This window comes from Planosporangium flavigriseum (assembly GCF_011947225.1).
GTDB classification, from domain to species: domain Bacteria; phylum Actinomycetota; class Actinomycetes; order Mycobacteriales; family Micromonosporaceae; genus Planosporangium; species Planosporangium flavigriseum.
In genome coordinates this window covers 39943-58837 of the sequence record NZ_JAATVW010000011.1, presented here as the reverse complement: position 1 = coordinate 58837, position 18895 = coordinate 39943, and the positions used below count along the sequence as shown (strand labels likewise).

Annotated in this window: 13 protein-coding genes; 8 read left to right on the top strand and 5 right to left on the bottom strand. The window is 69.6% G+C overall.

Annotated features, from left to right (window positions below):
- Nucleotides 1-89 precede the first annotated feature (89 nt).
- Genes frdD through frdA form a run of 4 tightly spaced genes read right to left on the bottom strand, consistent with a single transcriptional unit; the run spans nt 90 to nt 3329 of the window.
- Complete coding sequence (gene frdD, locus HC028_RS16400; protein WP_168078207.1) at nt 90-446, bottom strand: fumarate reductase subunit FrdD; 357 nt, start codon at nt 444-446, stop codon at nt 90-92.
- Nucleotides 443-844 carry a fumarate reductase subunit C gene (locus HC028_RS16395; protein WP_168078206.1) on the bottom strand — a complete coding sequence of 134 codons (402 nt, stop codon included), beginning with the start codon at nt 842-844 and terminating at the stop codon, nt 443-445. The genes frdD and HC028_RS16395 overlap by 4 nt, the downstream gene beginning before the upstream one ends.
- Nucleotides 841-1584 (bottom strand): succinate dehydrogenase/fumarate reductase iron-sulfur subunit, encoded by a 744-nt coding sequence (locus tag HC028_RS16390; protein ID WP_168078205.1) that lies wholly within the window; start codon nt 1582-1584, stop codon nt 841-843. The genes HC028_RS16395 and HC028_RS16390 overlap by 4 nt, the downstream gene beginning before the upstream one ends.
- A gap of 5 nt (nt 1585-1589) precedes the next feature.
- Complete coding sequence (frdA, locus tag HC028_RS16385) at nt 1590-3329, bottom strand: fumarate reductase (quinol) flavoprotein subunit (RefSeq protein WP_168078204.1); 1740 nt, start codon at nt 3327-3329, stop codon at nt 1590-1592.
- Nucleotides 3330-3758: 429 nt separating this feature from the next.
- On the opposite strand from frdA, the gene HC028_RS16380 reads away from it, so the two are divergent.
- The 7 genes from HC028_RS16380 to HC028_RS16350 all read left to right on the top strand — a co-directional run bounded on the left by HC028_RS16380 (nt 3759) and on the right by HC028_RS16350 (nt 11069).
- Nucleotides 3759-4316 (top strand): helix-turn-helix domain-containing protein, encoded by a 558-nt coding sequence (locus tag HC028_RS16380; protein WP_168078203.1) that lies wholly within the window; start codon nt 3759-3761, stop codon nt 4314-4316.
- Between the two features lie 27 nt (nt 4317-4343).
- The gene (locus HC028_RS16375; protein WP_168078202.1) at nt 4344-5450 is read left to right on the top strand and encodes an extracellular solute-binding protein; all 1107 of its coding nucleotides are present in this window, start codon (nt 4344-4346) and stop codon (nt 5448-5450) included.
- A gap of 133 nt (nt 5451-5583) precedes the next feature.
- Nucleotides 5584-6390, top strand: a complete 807-nt coding sequence (locus HC028_RS16370; RefSeq protein ID WP_168078201.1) for an ABC transporter permease — start codon at nt 5584-5586, stop codon at nt 6388-6390.
- Nucleotides 6387-7190 carry an ABC transporter permease gene (locus HC028_RS16365; protein ID WP_168078200.1) on the top strand — a complete coding sequence of 268 codons (804 nt, stop codon included), beginning with the start codon at nt 6387-6389 and terminating at the stop codon, nt 7188-7190. The genes HC028_RS16370 and HC028_RS16365 overlap by 4 nt, the downstream gene beginning before the upstream one ends.
- Entirely contained in the window at nt 7187-8281 is a 1095-nt protein-coding gene (locus HC028_RS16360; protein ID WP_168078199.1) for an ABC transporter ATP-binding protein, read from the top strand. Before HC028_RS16365 ends, HC028_RS16360 begins: the two co-directional genes overlap by 4 nt.
- A 44-nt stretch (nt 8282-8325) precedes the next feature.
- Nucleotides 8326-9468, top strand: a complete 1143-nt coding sequence (locus HC028_RS16355; protein ID WP_168078198.1) for an FAD-dependent oxidoreductase — start codon at nt 8326-8328, stop codon at nt 9466-9468.
- On the top strand, nt 9468-11069 hold the full coding sequence (locus HC028_RS16350; RefSeq protein ID WP_168078197.1) for an amidohydrolase: 1602 nt from the start codon (nt 9468-9470) through the stop codon (nt 11067-11069). Before HC028_RS16355 ends, HC028_RS16350 begins: the two co-directional genes overlap by 1 nt.
- A gap of 182 nt (nt 11070-11251) precedes the next feature.
- Here HC028_RS16350 and HC028_RS16345 read toward each other — a convergent pair whose 3' ends face one another.
- Nucleotides 11252-13168 (bottom strand): CocE/NonD family hydrolase, encoded by a 1917-nt coding sequence (locus HC028_RS16345; protein ID WP_203981431.1) that lies wholly within the window; start codon nt 13166-13168, stop codon nt 11252-11254.
- 482 nt (nt 13169-13650) lie between these two features.
- Between HC028_RS16345 and HC028_RS16340 the strand changes: the two genes are divergently transcribed.
- Entirely contained in the window at nt 13651-18870 is a 5220-nt protein-coding gene (locus HC028_RS16340) for a diguanylate cyclase (protein ID WP_239075581.1), read from the top strand.
- Nucleotides 18871-18895: the final 25 nt, after the last annotated feature.

Sequence of the window (18895 nt, the reverse complement as noted above, 5' to 3'; positions counted from 1 at the left end):
AAATCGGACTAATTACCGTCCCCGCGCGTGTTGCGGTTCCCCATGACACAGAGAGTCGCCGGCGTTGTAGCGCCGCAATCTCTCGGTGATCATGAAATGGTCGCCAGGAGATACGCCGCCAACGCGGACCCGGCTACCGCGCCGCCGTAACAGAGCGCGTCGACCAGCCGCTCCAGCCGCTTGAGTTGCAGCCCGTCCCGCACCGTGTAGCGAAGCCGGTGCGCGGCGTGGAACAGCGCCAACACGGTCAGGGCGAGGAGTACGAGCCGGGTGACCGGGCTGCGGACCAGCGCGTGCAGGTGCGCATGGTCGGGCGCCGGCAGCAGGCCCAGGGGAAACGCGAGCCCGAACAGCAGCAGGAGTACCGGTACCAGCAGTGCGGACAGCATTCCGCCCGCGCTGAACGCGAGCCACAGCACCGGTTCGACCGGGCGCCTGGTGGTCATATCACGATCCACGCGACAACGGCCGACACCAGCGCCCACAGCCCGTAGTGCAGCCCGGCGACCACCCGAGCCGGTACGCGCCGGCCGCGTACCCGCAGCACCAGCGCCTGCGGCGCGACGTTGAACCAGGTGACGGCGTGATACACCACGAGCGCCAGCGCCACCGCGTTGACGGTGAGCACCCACGGCGCGGCGCTCCAGGCCAGGAAGCTCTGGTACTGCCGGGGGCCCGAAGCGACCGCGTGCGCCAGCAGCAGCAGGAACACCACCGCCCAGGCGACGAAGACGCTGCTCAGCTCGCGGACGACGAAGGCCAGGTAGGACCGGCGGCGCAGCCACCAGAGGATTGGCACGCGCGTCCGGTACAGGCGCTGGTAAAGCCCGGTGTACTCGGTCATCGCCGGCCCCAGGGGAGCAGCAGCGACCGCAGCGTCTCCTTGGCCGCCGTCACCTTGTACCGCTGGATGGCGCCGGCCGGGTCGACGCCTTTCGGGCAGGCCCGGCTGCACTCGCCCACGAACGTGCAGTCCCACACGCCTTCGGGCGCCGACACGACCTCGAGCCGCTCGTCGGCGCCGTGGTCGCGGGAGTCGAGGTTGTACCGCTGGGCGAGGGCGATCAGCGCCGGTCCGAGGAAGTCCCGCTCGAGGCCGTACACCGGGCAGGCCGCGTAGCAGAGCATGCAGTTGATGCACATGCTGTACTGCTTGTACTCGTCCATCTCGGCCGGGGTCTGCCGGTACTCGGCATCGGGCGGCGGCTTGTCGGAGTCGGTGACGAGCCACGGCTTGGCGCGCGGCAGCTTGGCCATGAAGTCGGTCAACTCGACGACGAGGTCCCGGATGACGGGGAAGTTGTGCAGCGGCTCCACCCGTACCGGGCCGGGCCGGTGGTCGGTCAGGAACGTCTCGCAGGCGAGCTTCGGGTCGCCGTCGATCGTCATGCCGCAGCTGCCGCAGATGCCCATCCGGCAGGACCAGCGGTAGGAGAGCGTGCCGTCGACGCGGTCCTTGACGTAGTTCAACCCGTCGAGAACGGTCCACTCCTTGCGCAGCGGGATCTCGTACCGCTGGGTGGTCGGCCGGTCGTCACGGTCCGGTCGATACCGGGTGACGTCCACTGCGATGGTGTCCGGCATGACTGCTACCTCCCGTACACCCGTTCGGCGGGCGGCCAACGGGTGATCGTGACCGGCCGGTACCTGACCTCCGGTTCCCCGTCCTCCGCGAGGTGGATCAGCGAGTGGGCGAGGTACCGCTCGTCGTCGCGGGTGGGGAAGTCGATGCGCTGGTGCGCGCCGCGGGACTCCTGGCGCAGCCAGGCGCAGCGCACGACGGACTGCGCCACGTCGAGCATGAACGACAGTTCGAGCGCGGCGGTCAGTTCGGTGTTGAACACGCGGCTGTGGTCGTCGATGGCGACCGAGCCGCACCGCTCCTGTAGCTCGTGCAGTTTGTCGGCGGCCTTGGTGAGCGAGTCACCGGAGCGGTAGATGCCCGCGCCCTGCTCCACCGTCTGCTGCATCTCCTCGCGGACGGCGGCGATGCGCTCCCGGCCCCGGTCGCGCTGGAGCAGGTCGCGCTCGAGGTGGCGGCGCTCGTCCTGCCCTTGAGCGAGGACCGCCGGACCGGGCGCGCGGCGGCCCTCGGCCGCCTCGGCGACGGCGGCGCCGGCGCGGGCGCCGAAGACCAGCAACTCCGGCAGCGAGTTGGAGCCGAGCCGGTTCGCGCCGTTGATGCTCACGCACGCCGTCTCGCCCGCGGCGTAGAGCCCGTCGAGGGGAGTGGCGCCATGCAGGTCGGTGTCGACGCCGCCCATCATGTAGTGCACGACCGGCCGTACCGGGATCAGCTCCCGTACCGGGTCGATGTGCTCGTAGTCCAGGCAGAGCTCCCGGACGAAGGGCAGCCTGGCCTCGATGACCTCTTCGCCGAGGTGGCGCAGGTCGAGGTGCACGACCGGCCCCCACGGGGTGTCGATCGCCCGGCCCTTCTCGACCTCCTTGACGAAGGCCTGCGACAGGCGGTCGCGGGGGCCGAGTTCCATGCTGCGCAGCACCGGGCCCGGGGCGGGCCGGCCGAGGTTGTAGTCCTGTAGGTAGCGGTAGCCGTCCCGGTTGACCAGCCAGCCACCTTCCGCCCTAGCCGCCTCGCTGATGAGGATTCCGGTGAACGGCAGGCCGGTCGGGTGGTACTGGACGAACTCCATGTCCTTCAGCGGTGCCCCGGCGCGGAAGGCCAGAGCCATCCCGTCGCCGGTGGAGGTGTTGGCGTTGGTCGTGAACGGGTAGACCCGCCCGCACCCGCCCGTACAGACGATGACCGCGCCGGCGGTGATGGTCTCGATCCGGCCGGACATCAGCTCGATCGCCACGACCCCACCGACCCGGCCGTCGTCGACGAGCACCCGGGTGATGAACCATTCGTCGTAGCGGACGATCGACGGGTACTTCAGCGAGGTCTGGAACAGCGTGTGCAGCAGGTGGAAGCCGGTCTTGTCCGCGGCGAACCAGGTCCGCCGCTGCCGCATTCCGCCGAACGCCCGGACGGCGACCTGGCCGTCGGGTTCGCGACTCCACGGGCAGCCCCAGTGTTCGAGCCGGAGCAACTCCTCGGGTGCCTCGGCGACGAACGCCTCGACGGCGTCCTGGTCGCACAGCCAGTCGCCGCCGGAGATGGTGTCGTGGGCGTGCTCGTCGAGGCTGTCGGCGGGCAGTTTGACCGCAGCGGCGCCGCCCTCGGCGGAGACCGTGTGGCTGCGCATGGGGTAGACCTTGGAGATCGTCGCGATGCTGAGGTCCGGGCGAGCCTCCGCGATGGCGATGGCGGCGCGCAGCCCAGCTCCACCTCCGCCCGCGATGACGACGTCGTGGCGAATGGTCATAAGGCCCTCGACAGGCGATAACCAACAATTTCCGTTGTATGCGCCGACACCTGGCTCGGGTGTAATGTCTTATATCTGCCTTATATGCCGAATATGTAGCCGCTGCTGACCGGCCGGTGCGGTTATCGCCGGCTTCGGCTGCCCGTCAGCTCGCGCTGGCTGTCCGGTATGGACGTCCATCGCGACCGTCGTCATCGGACGGCCGTCCGGGTCCGTGATCAGGTGTATGTCCACTGAAGTGAACTTCAGTGGCGCTGATGGTTCGTCTCTTCGGCTTGCCGAGGCAGCCGAGTGGCGGACGCCGTCCACCTTCTTGTAACCACGTTTTCTTGATTTTTGAAGAAGTTGTTGACCATGGGTCACTGCAGCCATACAGTCCTCTTCGTTGATCTGACTGAAGGGATCTTCAGTGACACTATGGAAGCTGGGATGAGCGCCGACCAGGACGAGTTGGGCGTAAACGTCCGGAAGTGGCGCGTGCGTCGACGGTGGACGCTACGGCAACTCTCCGAGGCCACCGGGCTGTCCGAGAGCTTCCTCAGTCAGTTCGAGCGCGGGCTCACCCAGGCGAGCATCGCGTCACTGCGCAGCATCACCGACGCCCTTGGCATCACCTTCGGCGAGCTCTTCGAGACGGACGCGGCGTCCGGGGCCCGGGTGCTCCGCCAGCAGGCGCGCCCGAGCCTGCCGTTCGGCGACGACGCGATGAAGTACCTGATCACGCCGAAGTCGCTCGACCACCTCGAGGTGTTCAGCGTCAAGTTCGAGAAGGGGGGATCGACCGGGCCGGAGCAGTACACCCACGGCGACTCGGAAGAACTTCTGGTCGTCCAGGAGGGCGCGGTCAAGTTGGAACTGCTGTCGGACGTCTTCCTGCTCGAACAGCAGGACACGATCGTGTTCCGCAGCAGCGTCCCGCACCGCGTCGTGAACGTGCACCCCGGTTCCAGCGAAGTCCTCTGGATCATCAGCCCACCTAGCCACTAAAGAACAGAGAGTTGGAGGTACGTCCGAGTGGGATCGAATCTCTTACGCCGAGGGACTCCTTGGCTGCGCACCACGGCCGTCGCCGCCGCAACGGCGATGCTCGTCGCGGCATGTGGCGGCGGCAGCAAGCAGAACTCGGCCGCTGAGGCTGAGGACAAGGGCCCGCTCGTCATCGCGAGCTGGGGCGCCTACTTCAGCGCCGCCACCAAGAAGAACCTGGTCGAGCCGTTCACCAAGGAGACCGGCATCCAGGTCCAGATCGTCGACGCCCCCGGCAAGTACGTTGCGAACCTGCAGTCGCAGCAGAAGGCCGGCAAGATGCAGTGGGACCTGCTCGACTCCACCTCTGGGCCGGACGCCTACATCCTCGCCGACCAGAAGCTGGTCGAGCCGCTGCCGGCCGACCTCAAGAAGCAGTTCGAGAGCGTGCTGAGCAAGGGCTCGGTCGTCGACTTCGGGTTCACGTTCTCCAACCTGGGCTACGTCATCGCCTGCCGTACCGACAAGGTCAAGGAGTGCCCGCCGGACGCCAAGTCGTTCTTCGACAAGAGCATCCCGGGCCGCCGGCAGTCCGTGGCGACCTCCCCGCTGATCAACCTGAGCATGGCGGAGATGGCGTCCGGCGTCTCGCCGAAGGACCTCAAGACCCACGAGATCAACCTTGACCGCGCGTTCGCGAAGCTCAAGGAGATCAAGCCGGAGATGAAGGTCTGGTGGCAGTCCGGCGACCAGATGGAGCAGGCCTACCGCAACGGAGAGGTCGAGATGGGCATCGCCTACAGCGGTCGCGCGTTCTCGCTCAACGACAAGGGTACGCCGATGAAGGTCGTCTGGACCGACGGCATCTACAACCCGGGCTTCTGGCAGGTCGTCAAGGGCTCGCAGCACACCAAGGCGGCCTTCAAGTTCCTGGAGTGGGTTGCCAACCACCCGGAGGCGCAGGCCGGCTGGGCCAAGGACACCGGCTACTCGGTGCCGAACCCGAAGGCGTTCGACTACATGGCGGACGACCTCAAGACCAAGCAGGTCGACTGGCCGGCGAACCGCGAGCAGCTCGCGTCGTTGAACTACGAGTGGTACGTGAAGAACCAGGCCGAGGTCAACAAGCGCTGGCAGGAATTCCTGCGCGGCTGACATCTGCCGGCTGAAGTTTTGCTGAGGACGAGAGAGAGCGGTTGTGGCAACGACAGAAAGCGCCGTACGCCCTGTTGCGCGGGGGAAGGCGAAGGCTTGGAGCGCAACACTGTCACGGCGAGTGGCGGTGCTGATGGCCGCTCCTCTCGTCCTCGCGATCCTGTTCCTGGTCATCTATCCACTGTTCAAGCTCGTGTACGACTCCCTGACGCAGGGGGACGGGCCGGGCAACTATGTCGAGGCGTTCAAGTCGAGCGCCATCCGTAAGGCGATCCTGATGACGCTGGCCCAGTCGGCCGCCGTCACCGTCCTGTCGGTCACGCTCGGTTCGAGTCTGGCGTGGACGCTGCGCCGCGCGACGCGCCGGTCCGTGACCGCGGTGCTATGGGCGGCGGTCCTGCTGCCCTTCTGGATGGGCCTGGTCGTCAAGAACTACGCGTTCGCCCTGTTGCTGGCGCGCGAGGGCGCGGTGAACCACTTCCTGCAGAAGCTCGGCCTCATCGACCAGCCGGTGCAGTTGCTGTACACGGCGTTCGCGGTCGTGCTCGGTATGACCTACACGATGATCCCGTACGCGGTCCTCGCGGCGTACCCGACCATGACGATGGTCGACGTCGAGTTGCTCAACGCGGCCCAGGGCATGGGCGCTTCGAAGCGCAAGACCTTCAGCACCGTACTGATGCCGCTCATCCGGCCCGGGATCGTCGCCTCCACCGCGATCGTCTTCGCTATCTCGATCGGCTTCTACGTGACGCCGGTCCTGCTCGGCGGCGCGCAGACCCCCTTCATCGCCACCGTGATCAGCGACGACATCTTCACGTTCTTCAACTACCCCCGGGCCGCGGCGTCGTCGGTGATCCTGCTGGTCATCGCGATCTCGGTGCTCGGGCTTGCGATGAAGGCCGTCGGACTGAAGGCCATTCGAGGAGGACTGGGATGACGACCCGTACCGACCGGATCCTCGACGGACTGTTCACCTGGGTGGGCCGGCTCATCGTCGGGATCGGCGCGCTGTTCATGGCCGTGCCCGCGCTGTTCATCGCGATGCTGTCGTTCTCCAACGACCAGCACATCGCATTCCCGCCCAAGACGTGGGGCGTCAACCGGTACGTCGATCTGTTCACCTCGGACACCTGGGCGGCGCCGATCGGCCTGTCGCTGCGGCTCGCCGCCGTCACCGCCGTGGTGGCCCTCCTGCTGGTGCTGCCGGCGATCATCGGCCTGAAGCGCAGTAACCTGCGCGGCGGCGGGTTCATCGAGGGGGCCTCGGTCGCGCCGATGCTCTTCCCGGTCGCCGCGTACGCCGTCGGCCTGTACGCAGTGTTCGCCGAGGTCGGCCTGCTCGCCTCGTTCCAGGGCATCGTCATCTCGCACGTGATCCACGCCGTGCCGATGGTCGTCATCATCCTGAGCACCGCGATGGACCAGATCCGCCCCGAACTCGAACTGGCCGCCATGACGATGGGCGCGTCGCGGGGCCGGGCCTGGCTCGGCGTGACCCTGCGCCTGCTGACGCCGGCCGTCGCCGGTGCTGCGATCTTCGCCTTCGTCAGCTCCTTCGACGAGGCCGTGTTCATCACGTTCCTGGGCGGCCCCGGACTGGTGACCCTGCCGAAGCTCATCTTCGACTCGGTGCAGTTCGGTGTCGACCCCGCGATCACCGCGGTGGCGACCGTCCTCATGATCGTCACCTCCGCTCTGCTGTTCTTCGCCACGCGGCTTCGAAAGGACGTCCGATGACCCAGGTAACTGCCACCTCGCACGGGGCTGACAAGACCGGCGGCGCGCAGGACTCTGTCACGCTGCGCGTCCGGGACCTTCGTAAGTCGTTCGGCGGGAACGAGGTTCTCCGCGGCATCGACCTGGACGTGCGGACCGGGGAGTTCCTGACCCTGCTCGGGCCGAGTGGTTCCGGCAAGACCACCCTCCTGCGGATCATCGCCGGTTTCGAGAGCCACACGAGCGGCGAGATGCTGCTGCGCGGCCGTGACATCGCCGGCCTCAGCCCGTCCGAGCGCGGCCTGGGCATGGTCTTCCAGCAGTACGCCCTGTTCCCGCACATGACCGTCGCCGACAACGTGGCCTACGGCCTTCGGATGCGCGGCTGGGACCGCGGAAAGATCGGCAAGCGGGTCTCGGAGATGCTGGAGATCGTCGGTCTGCCCCACCTGTCCGGCCGCAAGCCGCGCCAGCTCTCCGGCGGCCAGCAGCAGCGGGTGGCGTTCGCCCGGGCGCTGGCGTACGCGCCGCAGCTTCTCCTCATGGACGAGCCCCTCGGCGCGCTCGACCGCAGCCTGCGCCTGCAACTGGAGGAGGAGATCAAGCGGGTCCACCGGCAGATGGGCACGACGGTCATCTACGTGACGCACGACCAGGAGGAGGCGCTCGTCCTCTCCGACCGCATCGCCATCATGGAGGAGGGCCGCTTCGCCGGCCTGGACACGCCGACGGCGCTGTACCAGCGGCCCCCGTCGACGTTCGTGGCGAAGTTCTTCGCCAACGCGAACCTCATCCCGGCGACCGCGTCCGCGGACGGCTCGATCGAGTGCCGCGGGTCGGCGTTCTCCACCCAGACCGACCTGCGCGGGCCGGTGAGCCTCGCGGTGCGGCCGCGCAGCCTGCGCCTCGAACCGGTCACGAACGGGCTGCGCCTGTCGGGCGCCGTCGTCGAGACGCTGCTGCTGGGCGACGACCGCCAGGTGAAGTTCGACGTTCCCGGCGTCGGGCCGATGGTCGCCCTGGTCGACGCCCGCCAACAGTCCGAGCTGGAGCCGGGCGCGGCCGTGACGCTGCACGCCCCGGCCGAGGAGATCACGGTCCTCGAGGCCTGACCGAAGCTTTCGATACCCCGCTAGTCAATGGAGATGGGCAAACAATGAGCAGGAAGACGGTTGCCATAGCCGGTGCCGGTATCGCAGGCTTCGCGGCTGCGGCGGCGCTCACCCGGCACGGATTCGACGTCCGTATCTACGAAAGGTCCGAGGACCCGCGTGAGTTCGGGGCGGGCATCTACCTGAAGGAGAACAGCCTCCCCGTCTTCGACGCGCTGGGTCTGGGGGAGCGGATCGCGAACAGCGGCGTGCGGATCAAGTCGGCCCGGATCGTCGACGAGACGGGCAAGATCATCGTCGGCCGTCCGCTCGACAAGGAGCGGCTCATCGTCGTCCTCCGCGAAGAGGTGCACGGCTCGCTGCGCGACGCCGCCCTCGCCGGCGGCGCGGAGCTGATCACCGGGAAGAAGGTCATCGGGGCGTCCCGCGACGGTGCGCTGTTCCTGGAGGGCGGCGAGGCGGTCACCGCCGACCTCGTCATCGGTGCCGACGGTGTCCACTCCAAGGTCCGGGAGTCGCTGGGGCTCACCAAGACCAACCGGCTGCTCGGCGACGGCGCCACCCGCGTCGTGATCCCCCGCGAGGAGGAGCCCTACAGCACCGAGTACTGGTCGGGGCAGCACCGGATCGGCGTCGTGCCCTGCAGCAAGGACCTGACGTACTGCTTCATCATCGGCCCCGAGCGCGAGCCCCGCGTCAAGGCGCTGCCGCTGGACAAGGAGTACTGGACGCAGCAGTTCCCGCACCTCAAGCACGTCTTCGACCGGGTGACCGACGGCGTCCACCACGCCCACCCCGTCATCACCTGCAAGAGCTGGGTCGCCGGCCGGACCGCGATCATCGGCGACGCGGCGCACGCGCAGCCGCCGAACTTCGGCCAGGGCGCGGGTGTCGCCATCGTGTCGGCGTGGCAGATGGCTGAGGTCCTGTCCCAGACCAGCGACATCGCGCAGGGCCTGCAGGAGTGGGAGCGGATCGCCCGGCCGCGCATCAACATGGTGCAGCGGCTCACGACCGCCTACGACATCGCCGGGTACAAGTGGCCGACCGCGCTCGCGCCGGTCCGCTCGCGCCTGTTCAACAAGCTGTCGAAGGTCCCCCTCACCGCCCGCAAGTGGGAGTTCTACTGGCGGGGCGGCACCGAGGCGCCGCTGCCGGGCAACCTGATGGACAAGGCCGACGCCTGATGCCCGACGTTCGTACCCGCGGGGCGGACCTCGTCCTGACCGGCGGGCGGGTGATCACCATGTCCCCGTCCCGGGACACCGCGACGGCGCTCGCCGTCCGCGACGGGCGGGTGCTCCTGGTGGGCACCGACTCCGAGGTTCTCGCCGCCCGGCACGACGGCACGCAGGTCGTGGACCTGCGTGGCCGTACGGTCGTCCCGGGCTTCATCGACGGGCACACCCACGTCGAGCTGACCAGCTACTCGCGCCACATCTGGACCGACGTGCGTGGCCGGTCGGTCGAGGAGGTCCTGCAGACCATCAAGGAACTCGCGGCGCAGACGGCGCCGGGGGAGTGGATCGTCCTGCAGGGCACGTTCGGCCAGGTGCTGCCCGACCGGCAGGCGCTCGACGCGGCCACGTCCGCGCACCCGGTCGCGGTCCGCTGGTCGATGCACAAGTGCCAGCTCAACTCGCTCGCGTTGGCGGTCAGCGGTATCACCCGGAGCACCATCGCGCCGCCCGGATCCCGGATCCAGCGCGACTCGTCGGGCGAGCCGACCGGCCTCATCGAAGAGGGCTGGGACCTGCTCAACTGGCGGCCGGCGCTGCGCGACGCGGTGAAGCCGGCCATCGTCGAGACGCTCACCTCGCTGTTCCTCGCCAACGGCGTCACGACGGTCAACGAGATCGTTGCCAGCCCGACCGGCCTGAGCATCTACCAGGAACTGGCGGAGACCGGCACCATCCCGCGGATGGGGCTCGCCCTGACCGCGGCGCCGGGGCACCAGCCGCTGATCAACGCGACCGAGTTCGCGGCGCTGGGCTTTCAGAGCGGGTTCGGCGACGACCGGCTCCGGCTGGCGGCGATCAAGATCTTCGTCGACGGCGGCCGCGACGGCGCGCTGCGCTCGTCGCTGATGTCGTCGCCCGCGCTGGAGTGGGGCCTGCTCACCCGTACGCCCCAGCGGCTGGCCGAGGAGGTGTCCGAGGCGGCGGCCAACGGCCTGCAGATGTGGGTCCACGCGATCGGCGACCTCGCCCAGGAGGTCGCGGTGAGCGCCATCGAACAGGCCGCGCTCGCCAACCCGGGGGTCGACCACCGCTCGCGCATCGAGCACTTCGCCAACGAGATGTACGAGATGAGCCGGCTGCGACGGCTCGTCGACGCGGGCGGCATCGCGGCCCCGAACATCGGGTTCATCATGTCCGAGCCCGACGACCCGGCCAAGCGGCTCCCGCCCGGCGTCACCAAGTACGCCGCGCGGACCCTCAAGGAGGTGACCGGCCGCATCCCCGGCAACTCGGACACCGCCGGCGCCCAGCCCTTCACGTGCAACCCCTGGTTCGTGATGAAGTGCATGCTGGTCCGGGAGAACAAGAACGGTGTGCTCATCTCGCCGGAGGAAGCGGTCAGCCTCGACGACGCCCTCGCCTCGTTCACGATCGACTCCGCGTACGCGACGAAGCAGGAGCACGAGAAGGGGTCGCTGGAGGCCGGCAAGTTCGCCGACTTCGCGGTCCTGGCGGAAGACCCGTACGCGATGCCGGCCGAGCGGCTGGACGAGATGGTCACCGAGGCGACGGTCATCGGTGGGAAGGTCGTGTACGGCGCCTTCTGAGTTTGTGGGGCGGGCATCCTGAGTTTGTGGGGCGGGCATCGAGGCCCGCCCCACCGGCGTTCCGCGCCGGCCATCACCGGGGATGAGCTGCGGTGATGGCCGGCGCGATCGTTTATTCGCCGGTTTTGCCCGTCGACAGGTCGAGGTGGCCGCGGCAGGCCAGGCTACCTGAGTACGCGGGCTCAATCAGTCGACATGCGGTCCCACGTGATTGCCCCTGCCGGTAGGACCGGCAGCCGCAGCGCGGACGGGTGCTGCGGGTCGTGGTAGATGACCTGGTCGGCGACCTTGGTGTTCGCCGACGTGCCGAAAGCCTCGCCGGTGTTGGGGTTCCGGTCGTAGGCGGGGAAGCTGGAGGACGAGATTTCCAGCCGGATCTGGTGCCCTGCCTTGAACATGTTCGCCGTCGGCCAGACCTCGATGTCGTACTGGTAGATCTTGCCGGGGGTGATCGGAGACGGGTTGGTCAGCGAGTCGCGGTAGCTGGCTCGGACGATGCCGTCGTTGAGGATCATCGTACGGCCGTCGGGCTGGACGTCGACCAGTTTCGCGGTGAAGTCGGTATCCACTGCCGACGACGAGGCGAACAGTCGGACCGAGACCGGTCCAGCGACCACCAGGTCGCGCTGCAGTTTCTCGGTGGTGTAGACCAGCACGTCGTTACGTGCTTCGACGGCGCTCTGCTCAGCCGGCCCCATGGGGGTGGTCGGCGGCCCGCAGCAGGCGTGTCCGCCAGCGCTCGGTACGGGATTTTTGGGGTCGTAACGGTACGAGTCGGTGGCAGCGCCCTTCCCGCTGGAGGCGGCACGTTCGAGTCGACCGTTTCCGCTGGCGGAGTTCGCCTGGCCTTGGGAGGCGAGGTAGTAGTCGCGGTACTCGGTGCCGGGTACCGGCCAGTTGCCGGCCCGTAGCCACCGGTTGGCGCCCATCACGAACAGCCGCACGGCGGGGTCCTGGCTGACCTGGTTGCGCTTGCCCTTGAGCCAGTGGTCGAACCAGCCGAGCTGGAGCTCGTCGACGGGGTTGTCGGCCGCCGGTCCGTAATCCATCAGCGGGTTGATGACGTTCGGCTGGTACCGGGTCCAGTTGGAGTGGATCCAGGGCCCGATCACCAGTTGCTGGTTGGCGCGAGCCAGCTGGGAACCGCCGCGCGCCTTCATCCCGGTGAAGTTCTCGATCCCGCCGGTGAGGAACGAGTCGTACCAGCCGGCGATGTTCAGCACCGGCACCTTGACCTTGTCGTACCGCTCCTTCGGCGCCCACTGCTGCCAGTACGCGTCGTAGGTGGGGTGGTTGAGCCAGTCGAAGAAGTACGGCGCGACCTCCGGGTCGCCCGGGTGCAGCGGTGGGAAGGTCTTCAACGGCAGGTGGCTGTACCACGTGTCGTTCAGCTGGCCGAGGTTGCGCTCCATCTCCGCCGACAACTGCCAGTCGCCGCGCTGTTCGGCGTACGACTTGCCGATCGAACTCAACGGCCAGGATTCGGCGAACGCGAGGGAGAGCGCACCATTCTGGTAGGTCCAGCCGTCGTAGTAGTCGGATCCGGTGTGTGTGGGGATGATCGTGACCAGGTGCGGCGGTGTCTGGGTGGCAGCCAGCCACTGGGTCGCGCCGACGTAGGAGTACCCGTACATGCCGACCTTGCCGTTCGAGCCGGGCAGGGCGGCCGCCCATTCGACGCTGTCGTAGCCGTCCGTCATCTCGTGCTTGAACGGATACCACTCACCGGGCGACTTGTACTGGCCGCGGACATCCTGAATCACCACCAGATAGCAGTGTTGAGCGTAGAACTCCGGGCGTTCGTAGGTCTCCGCCCGTTGCTCGGCGCCGTCCTTGTCGTAGGGCAGCCGCATCAGGATGACCGGCACTTTGGCGTCGGTCAGTGGCCTGTACACGTCGGCCCGCAGCGTCGTACCGTCCCGCATCGGCGCCGCGCTGCTCTGCCGGGTGTAGCGACATTTCTCGGACTGTGACTGGCGTCCGCCCGCATCCGTGGCGGCCGCGGGATCGGCGCTCGACGCGAGCGCGTAACCCCCGCCCAGAACGCACAGGACCGCAACGGTCGCGGCCCGAAGCCGGTGCCAATTTCGCTGTCTCATTCCGCATCCCTCCTGTGGGAATGCTCTACGGCCATCGATCAGTGGATGGGCTGCGCGGATCCGCGCTCCTGCCTCCGGCCGGCCGCCTGTAACGACTCGCTGCCGCGGGATCACTGTCAGTTTGTGATCTGGCACATTGCTAACAGTTCACCTGCCGGGCAATCAATTGCCGATCATCGAACTGGCGGCGTGCGGACCGTGCCGAGCGGTGAACGGTCGATGCACTTCGATCAGCGGTTCAGGGCGCCGGCTGTCCGCCAGCCCCAGCCGCCATCCAGCAGCGCGCGCCGGCGAGAGTGGCGGTAGCCGCAGCGCGGCCGGCGGTTCCGGCGTCTTCCAGGGCGCTGGTACCGATGCCGGCGTGGAGCCTGGTCATGGCGTCCGCATCGGCGGGTCCGCATCCAAGCTGAGCGAAGCCCTCAAAAGCTTGCACGAAGTGTCGATATATCAGATGTACCAGTTCTAGACGACGGGTGGTCGAGGTGGACAGAGGCACGCACCCGCTGGGCCGTGGCTCGGACCCGGCGGAGTTGACCGACTTCGCGGTTGAGGCGGAGATCGGGCGTAGCGTCTATACGACGGTGCACCGGGCCCGCCGCGGTGACCGTACCTACGCGCTCAAGCGGCTGCGTACCGTAACAGCCAATGACACGGACGTTTTGACGTCCTTCTGCCGCGAGGCCGGCCTGCTCGCCTGCGTCGACCACCCGGGAGTGGTGCGCGCCCACGCCGCCGGACGCTACGAGGACGGTCCCGCCCTGGTCACCGAGCTGATCGACGGCGGTTCGCTCGCCGCTGAGCTGGTCAAGGGCGGGCTGCCGCTCGACCGGGTGAAGACGCTCGCCGGTGAGCTGGCCGAGGCCCTCGTAGCCGCGCACCGTACCGGACTGGTGCACCGGGACATCAAGCCCCAGAACATCATGGTGCCGCCCGGTCGGCCGGCGGTGCTCATCGACTTCGGTCTGGCGGCCATCGGGCGGAGCCCGGTCGCCGAAGACACCGCGGTCGGCACCTTCGCGTACGGCGCGCCCGAGCAGACCGGCATGCTCAAGCGCCCGGTCGACGCCCGGTCGGACCTGTACTCGCTGGGCGCCGTCCTGTTCGAGTGCCTCACCGGAAACCCACCGTACGTCGCCGAGGACGTGGGCGAGCTGCTGCGGATGCACGCCGTGGCCCCGGTGCCGGATCCGCGGGCGTCACGGCCCGACGTCGACCCGGCCTTCGCCGCCGTGGTCATGCGGCTGCTCGCCAAGGACCCGGACGACCGGTACCCGAGCGCGACGGCGCTGCTGGCGGCGCTGGGACGGGCCGACGGTGCGGGCAGCGAGTGGCCACTGTGCGGGCGGCCCGCTGAGCGGGAGGCGCTGCTGGCTCGCTGGGAACGGGCGCGGAACGGCCACGGTGGCGTCGCGGTGGTTCGTGGCCCGGCCGGCGGTGGCCGCAGCCGGCTCGCCGCCGAGGTCGCGGTCGCCGCAGCCACCGACGAAACCAGCCTCGTCCTGCGTACCCGAGCGGTGAAGGACGAGGAACTGCCGCTGGCCGCGGTACGCGCGGCGGTTGACGCGCACCTCGCGCGGGTAGCCGACCTGCCCGACGAGCGGCGCACCGAGGCGTACGCGCGATTACGCCGCGCCGCGGACGTCGCCGGCACCGGCCTGATCGGCAATCTCTCGCCGGCGGTGGCGGCGATCCTCGCCGACCGGCCCGGTCCGCCGGCCGACGGCCGGGACGACCGGCTCTTCACCGCCGTGGCCGTGTTCCTGGCGGAGTTGGCCGGCCAGTACGGCAGCGGGGTGCTGGAGGTCGACGACGCCCAGTGGCTCGACGCGTCGTCCCGCCGGGTGCTCGAACTGCTGGCGCCGGAGCTGTCCGACGCGCCGCTGCTGGTCGTAGTGACCTATCTGGACGGAGCCGAGGAGACCCACCTGGGCGACGCGGTCGATACCGAGATTGTCGCCGGGCCGCTGGACCAGGCCGGTACGAGCGCCCTGGTTGCGTCCCGGCTGCCGGGCGCCACCGTGCCGCCGGATCTCGTGTCACACGTGGCCGCCCGTACGGGTGGACTGCCGCTGGCGAGCGTCGAGTACCTGCGACAGTTGGTCGACGCCGGGCTGCTGGTTCCGGTGTGGGGTACCTGGCGCCTCGACGAGGCCGGGCTCGACGGCCTGCATCTTTCGCGGGACCTCGGCGAACTGGTCGTCTCGCGGCTCGACGGCCTGCCGGCCCCCGCCCGCGACCTGCTCGTGACCGCAGCCGTGGTCGGTAACCGTTTCCGGCTGGAGGTCGCCACCGCTGCCTGCGATCTGACCACCGACGAGTTCGCCGCCGCTCTCGACGTGGCGGTCACCCGCCGGCTGGTCGAGCCCCGGGAGGACGGCCGGTACGGCTTCATCCACCCGAGCATCCGGGACGCGCTGCTGGACGGCGTGCCCGAGACGGCGCTGCGGCGGTTGCACGCGGCCGTCGCCGCCGGCCTCGACGACCTGCCGGCGGACGGGCGCGACGCCGGCCACGTCTACGCGGTCGCCCGCCACTACGCCCAGGCCGGTGCCGACGCCGACCCGGCGGCGGGCTGCGCCAGCGCGCTGGCCGCCGGTCGGCAGGCGCTCGTCGACGACGTGCCCGAGGACGCGGTGGCGTTCCTGGAGCAGGCGCGGACCGCGGCCGAAGCCAGTGGTCACGCCGTCACCGCCGAGTTGTTGCACCCGCTCGCCACGGCGTACCTTCGCGCCGGCCGGTGGGGCGAGGCCCTGTCCGCATTGGAGGCGGCGCTGGCGGGGGAGCGGGATCCGCACCGGCGCGCCGAGCTCTACCGAACGATGGTCGAACTGCACCACACCACCTGGTCGGACGATCGGGCGGTCGCTGCTGCGCGACAGGGGCTCGCGGAGCTGGGCCACGGGCTGCCGCGCAACAAGCTTGCCCTCATCGTGACGACCCTCGCCCTCGCGCTGGCGGGCACGCTGGTCGCCCGGTTGCGCATCGGCTTCGGTACCGCCCGTGGCCGTCGGCGCGAAGACCTTGCCAACACCGCTGCCCTGCTCGGCTCGGCCGCCTACGCCGCCGCGGTCGGCCTGCGCGTGAAGGAGATGGCGATCTTCGCGCTGCGGGGCCTGTACGGGGTGAACCGGCTCGGCCCCTGCCCGCAGTACGTCCAGGTGCACGCCCTGCTCGGCTACCTCGCGGCCCTGTTGAAGCAGCGCCGCCGCGCCGAGCGCGCGTTCGCGCGTGCCGACCGGGCGGCGCAGGCGATCGGCGACCCGGCGATGGTCGCGTACGCCGAATGGCTGCGGAGTATCGCGATGCTGTTCGGCGGCTTCGACGACGGGATCGGCTGGGACAAGGCGATCTCCCAGCACACCCGGTGGCTGGAGCCGGCCCAGTTCATCACCGGGTTGGCCGTCGCCGGCCTCCGGCTGGTGCTGCGCGGCTACACCCGCGAGGCGCAGACGGCGTACGAGCAGGGACTACGCCACCTGCCGGAGCCGACCCAGGCCAGCGGCACCACGTTCGCGATGCTCGGCGTCATGGTCCCCGCCCAGCAGGGTCGGCATGCCGCGGCCGCGGCCGCGCTCGCATCGCTGCGCGCGGCGTTCCCGGACGGGGCGGGCACGCCGGCGCAGTGGGCCAACATCCTGACGGCGGCCGCGTCGGCAGCCGTCGAGCAGGGCGAGTTCGGTACGCCGTTCGACGATCTCGTCGCCGAGTTCGAAGGGCTGGGACTGCGCCGTTCGGACCTCATGCCGCAGCACGAATGGTTCTACGTCTACCGGGCACACGGCCGTCTGGCGCAGCTACGGGTGGCGCCGGACGGCGAGCGGGCGGCCCGGCTCGCGGTCGCCGAGCGCGCGGTACGCGATCTCGGCCGCGTCACCACCACCCCGCTGCTCAAAGTGGCCCACCAGCTCGCCGCTGCCGCGCTGGAGCAGCAGCGCGGCAACGCGGAGAAGGCGATCGACCTGATCGACCGGGTCGACCGGGCGGCGCGGACGCTGGACGCCCCGCTGGTGTCGTTCGAGGTGGCCCGGATCCGGGCCCGCGCCTTCCGGCAGTTCGGGCTCGCCGCGGAGGCCGAGCGGCAGGCGCGCAACGCGTACGTGCTGGCCGTCAGGTACGGCTGGGAGCACCGCCGCCGCCAGGTACGGGTGGAGTTCGGCGTGGACGACGCCCCGTCGGTCGCGCGCTTCACGCAGGTGGCCGACCGGAGTTCCAGTAGTGACCGCAACCGCCGGCTGGAGGCGCTGCAGGAGGTCAGCGTGGCCGCCGCGAGCGTGCTCGATCCGCAGCTGCTGGCCGAGGTGGCACTGGACGAGACGCTACGGATCCTCGGCGCTGAGCGGGCGCTGATGTTCCTCGTCGACGACGAGGGCGACCCGGTGCCGTTCGCGGGGCGCACGGCGGCCGGCAACGACGTCGACGCGGCGAGCGGGTACGGCTCGACCCTGGTCCGCCGGGTGCTCGAGACCCGCGAGGCGCTGGTCGTGACCGGCACCGACGAGGGCGCCGCGCTGGGTTCGCAGAGCGTGGTGGCGCACGGGCTGCGCAGCATCATGGTGGCCCCGGTCCAGCTCAAGGGCGTTCTGCACGGCGTGGTGTACCTCGACAGCCGGGTGGCGCGGGGCGTGTTCACCGAGGACGACGTGGAGGTGCTGAGCGCGATCACCCACCACGTCGCCGTGTCGCTGGAGACGGCCCGGGCGGCGCAGCTCGATGTCGAGGTCCGTACCACGCGCCGGCAGCAGGAGCTCGCCGAGACGCTGCGCGCGAGCCTGGCCGAACTCAGTGCGATTCTCGACCCGGCGCAGCTGCTCAACCAGCTTTTCACCACCCTGTACGGCCAGGCCGGGGCGTGGGCCGGCTGCCTGCTGCACGGCAGCGGGCAGAAGCTGACCAGCGTCGCGGTCGCCGGAACGGTCGACGCGACGGCGCTCGGCCCGGAGGTCGACGCAGCCGCCGATGCCGCGTTCGCGGCGCTGTGCACCGCGGACACCCCGACCGTCATCGCCGGCGACGACGTGCCGACGGCGGTACGCGCGCTGTTGGGGGAGCACCCGGCGGCGCTCGTCGTGCCGCTGATCGCCCGCGACGGGCCGGTCGGCGTGGTCATCCTCGGCGGGGAGACGTTCGACGACAGCGCCCCGGTGATCTGCGCCGGCCTCGCCGGCCAGGGCATGAGCGCGTACGACAACGCGGTGCTGTTCAGCCGGGTGCAGGAACTGGCCACCACCGACGAGCTGACCGGCGTCCCCAACCGTCGCCACTTCTACGCCCTCGCCGGCACCCTGGTCGCCGCGGCGCGGCGCAGCGGGCGGGCGCTGGGCGCGGTGATGCTCGACATCGACAAGTTCAAGGGCATCAACGACACGTACGGGCACGCGACCGGTGACGACGTCATCCGTGAGGTCGCGAACCGGGTCGCCGCCAGTGTCCGGGACTCCGACGTCCTCGGCCGGTACGGCGGTGAGGAGTTCGTCGCCGTACTGCCGGATCTCGACGGCGGCGTGGACCTGGCCGAGCGCATCCGCGCTGCGGTGGCGGCGTCGCCGGTACCCACCCGCAGCGGCCCCGTACCGGTGACCGTCAGCGTCGGCCTGGCCCGGCTCGGCCCGGTCGACGACGACCTCGACCAGCTGGTCGCCCGGGCCGACCATGCGCTGTACCGGGCGAAGGATGCCGGCCGGAACCGGGTCGAGGAGGCCTGACGATCTTCGACGGCCAATGGTCCCA